Origin of the sequence: Helicobacter sp. 11S02629-2 (genome assembly GCF_002272875.1) — a bacterium.
In the GTDB taxonomy this organism is placed as follows: Bacteria; Campylobacterota; Campylobacteria; order Campylobacterales; family Helicobacteraceae; genus Helicobacter_I.
Map to the genome: position 1 here is coordinate 1 of NZ_MLAN01000033.1, position 2,943 is coordinate 2,943.

Consider the following 2,943-nt stretch of genomic DNA (forward strand, 5'->3'; position numbering starts at 1 on the left):
CTCATATAAATAGATATAGCATACAAAATGCAAGAAATTTTAATAAAGAAGTAAAACAAAAGACACGCAACCTGTTAACTGCCCCCTTCATCGGTCGCCCTGCCCATTATGATAAAAATATCCGTGAACTCATTTATAAAGGCTACTGCATCCCCTACGCAGTAAGAGATGACACCATCACAGTACTTGGAATCTATGGGGCTAATTTATGGAGTGAAAAAAGTTGAGTGCTAAAGACTATTTAATTAAACGCTTTTGCGAAGGCTTTAAGCTAAAACCTCGTTATAACCTTTTAGAGTGGAGTGAAAGTTTTAGCTAAATAGTTATAATAAAGAACTATTAAAGGAGTGTAAAATGACTGCTAAAGAAAGAAAAGCTTATAAAGACTATAAAGAGGCATTTTTAAAAGAGTATCCTACAAAAGAAAGCTATTATAAAAAATTAAGTGAAGATGTTAAAGCCTTAGAAGAAGGAAGGTTAGAGACTTTTCCTATAGAAGAGCTAGATATAGAAGCTATGATGAAAGAAGTGGAGGAAGAGTGTGAGAGTAAAGCACACAAGGCAGTTTAAAAGAGAATTAAGGGTAATTTATAAACACATCTATCTTTCTAGCCCACAAAACGCAAGAAACATTACTAAAGAGATAGAGCTTAAAACTAAAAAAATAGCCACTTCCCCCTTCATCGGTCGCCCTGCCCATTATGATAAAAATATCCGTGAACTCATTTATAAAGGCTACTGCATCCCTTACGCAATAAAGGGTGAGATCATCACAGTACTTGGCATCTATGGGGCTAATTTATGGAGTGAAAAAAGTTGAGTGCTAGAGACTACTTAATTAAACGCTTTTGTGAAGGCTTTAAGCTAAAACCTTATATTATTTTTAGCCCTTGTGATAGCTTTTAGTGATGAAGAGTATCTTATAAATAGACTTCAAGGGGTTTACTTTGGAGTAAAGTCTAATAATAAAAATGGTTTGTGTGTAAAAAACTACAAGCAACTTTGCATATTTTACATAAGCGATGAGGTTAGCTTATATGGACTAGCTCCCAAAGACTACAAGCTTGCAAGGGTGCAGAAAAGGCTTTATGTCTTAGTTGAAAAAGAAAGTTTTCAAGGAAACCAAAGTTTTGGCTACTTAAAGCTAAAACTACGTCTATCAAAGTTTTTATCTTTATATTAACTATCTAAGTAGTATTAAATTAGCCTATATGAACCGCCTTTTTAGCTACTTCATATGTCCTAAACTATAGGCTTAGTGATATATTATTACATAAAAATGATATATGGTTATTATGTGTGATGTTTTAAGCTAAGATTAAGTTTTAAAGGGATTTTATACTGGCTCTGGATGTAGGATTTTATTTAATGTGTTTTTAAAGCCCTATTTTAGGGAGTTTGGAAAACTTGTTCCCCATTCCGTCCCCTTACACTGAAAAATAAGCTAATAATTTTTTATAAGAAGCTCAGTAGTTTTTTTATTAGCTTTTATGTTCATAGTATATCTTATCTCTTTACTCTCGACAATATCAAAATTACTGTACAGCTCTCTTACCATCGGGTGGTCGTTGTAACTTAAAAGAAATTTGCCTCTAATGCTTTTTAAAATATCTGCTAATGCAATGTGCTCTTTCCTAGTGAAAGAAGTTTTGGTTTTATAATAGTTTTCAGTGCCCACATAAGGTGGGTCAACATAAAAGAAAGTGCTAGCTGTGTCATACTTTGGGATTAGAGTTTTAAAGTCAAGATTTTCTATAGTTACGTTTTTTAGACGCTCACTCCATTTGCTGTAATCTTTGTAGATATTTTTAGGTTTTCTATTTTTATTAAGAGCAAAATGTTTGCCTTTGCTTGCAAAACTAAAAGTTATTATATAGTAGTAGTAAACTGCCTTTTCTAGGCTATCTTTAGGCACTAAAAAGCCCCTTTTTATACTTTCAAAAACTTCACGGCTGCAAAGCATCTTTTCAAGCTTAGCTTTAAAGGCTCTTGGGCGAGTTTTGATAATAGTGTGCAAATTTATCAAATCACTGTTTATATCATTAATAACTTCTCCGTACATATCTCTTCTTATAGGAGTTTCACCCCCCCCCCCCCTAATATTAGCGTTGAGACATCACTTGGCAAGCCTTTGGCGTAGAGGACATTAAGCCCACCAGCGAATACTTCTACATAAGTTTGATGAGGCGGCATCATAGCCACTATGTCCTTAGCCAGCCTGCTTTTACCGCCTACCCACGCAAATGGAGGTTTTAATGTGGTTGGGGTTAGGAATAGAGTGTCATTTTGATAAGTTTGCATGTTTACCTTTTTGTATCTTTTTATAAAAGGATAACAAACAGGTACATAAAAAAATTTACAACCGCCACAAAAATACCTTCCTAATCTTTTTTACCGCCAAAAATATAAGATGCACGCATATACACAACCTAAACACAAGCCCAGCGACTGGGGCTAGAGCATTATTTTAAACTCAAGCCTTGCACATAATAAGAGGCTAAGTAGCTTGCAAGCTATCTTGCAAAAGCTACAAAAATAAATAAGAAATAAAGTCTAGAGCTTAAGCAAAAGAGCATTAGCTCGTAGCCTAATCAAGACAAAAGAACAAAAGGTACTTCCATCCCCCACCCCCCTAATGCGGGGCGGAGAGGGCTCGGGGGAGGGGGAGTTTTGGGGAATTTTTGGGGGGTTCATATTCATACAGAGGGTGTTAGAGCCCTAAAATAGGGGGTTAAGAATAAAAAGCTATTAGGCAAAAGCAATTTAAGGTTGGTTTCAATGAAAAAAAATAAAGGCTTTTTATCGCTTGATTTTAGGGCTTTAAAAGGTATATTTTAGGGCTAAAAAGTGACTTAAAGCCCTAAACTAGGCTATATGAAGCACACATAAAAGGCTTTTTTATATACTTTTTTGCAAATAGTAAAAAAATACGCCAAAAGACTT

At 34.8% G+C, this 2,943-nt stretch carries 6 protein-coding genes; 4 read left to right on the forward strand and 2 right to left on the reverse strand.

Annotation, left to right across the window (positions count from 1 at the left end; genetic code table 11):
* The 4 genes from BKH40_RS08485 to BKH40_RS08500 form a co-directional block, all read left to right on the forward strand.
* The coding region (locus BKH40_RS08485) for a type II toxin-antitoxin system RelE/ParE family toxin (RefSeq protein ID WP_095278592.1) at positions 1–227 on the forward strand (227 nt) is incomplete at its 5' end.
* A 127-nt stretch (positions 228–354) separates the two neighbouring features.
* Positions 355–570, forward strand: coding sequence for a hypothetical protein (locus BKH40_RS08490; protein ID WP_095278594.1), 216 nt, complete (start codon positions 355–357; stop codon positions 568–570).
* Positions 542–820: a type II toxin-antitoxin system RelE/ParE family toxin gene (locus BKH40_RS08495; RefSeq protein WP_095278596.1), complete on the forward strand. Its 279-nt coding sequence runs from the start codon at positions 542–544 to the stop codon at positions 818–820. The genes BKH40_RS08490 and BKH40_RS08495 overlap by 29 nt, the downstream gene beginning before the upstream one ends.
* A gap of 72 nt (positions 821–892) precedes the next feature.
* Positions 893–1,183, forward strand: coding sequence for a hypothetical protein (locus BKH40_RS08500; protein ID WP_095278597.1), 291 nt, complete (start codon positions 893–895; stop codon positions 1,181–1,183).
* A 261-nt stretch (positions 1,184–1,444) separates the two neighbouring features.
* On the opposite strand, the gene BKH40_RS08505 is transcribed toward BKH40_RS08500, so the two are convergent.
* Positions 1,445–2,062: a DNA adenine methylase gene (locus tag BKH40_RS08505; RefSeq protein ID WP_257842547.1), complete on the reverse strand. Its 618-nt coding sequence runs from the start codon at positions 2,060–2,062 to the stop codon at positions 1,445–1,447.
* An 8-nt stretch (positions 2,063–2,070) separates the two neighbouring features.
* On the reverse strand, positions 2,071–2,301 hold the full coding sequence (locus BKH40_RS08995; RefSeq protein ID WP_257842548.1) for a DNA adenine methylase: 231 nt from the start codon (positions 2,299–2,301) through the stop codon (positions 2,071–2,073).
* Positions 2,302–2,943 lie beyond the last annotated feature (642 nt).

Bases quoted from the DNA above. Each gene is read 5' to 3' on its own strand.
- BKH40_RS08995 (WP_257842548.1), bottom strand. From the start codon at position 2,301: ATGCAAACTTATCAAAATGACACTCTATTCCTAACCCCAACCACATTA.
- BKH40_RS08490 (WP_095278594.1), top strand. From the start codon at position 355: ATGACTGCTAAAGAAAGAAAAGCTTATAAAGACTATAAAGAGGCATTT.
- BKH40_RS08505 (WP_257842547.1), bottom strand. From the start codon at position 2,062: ATGTACGGAGAAGTTATTAATGATATAAACAGTGATTTGATAAATTTG.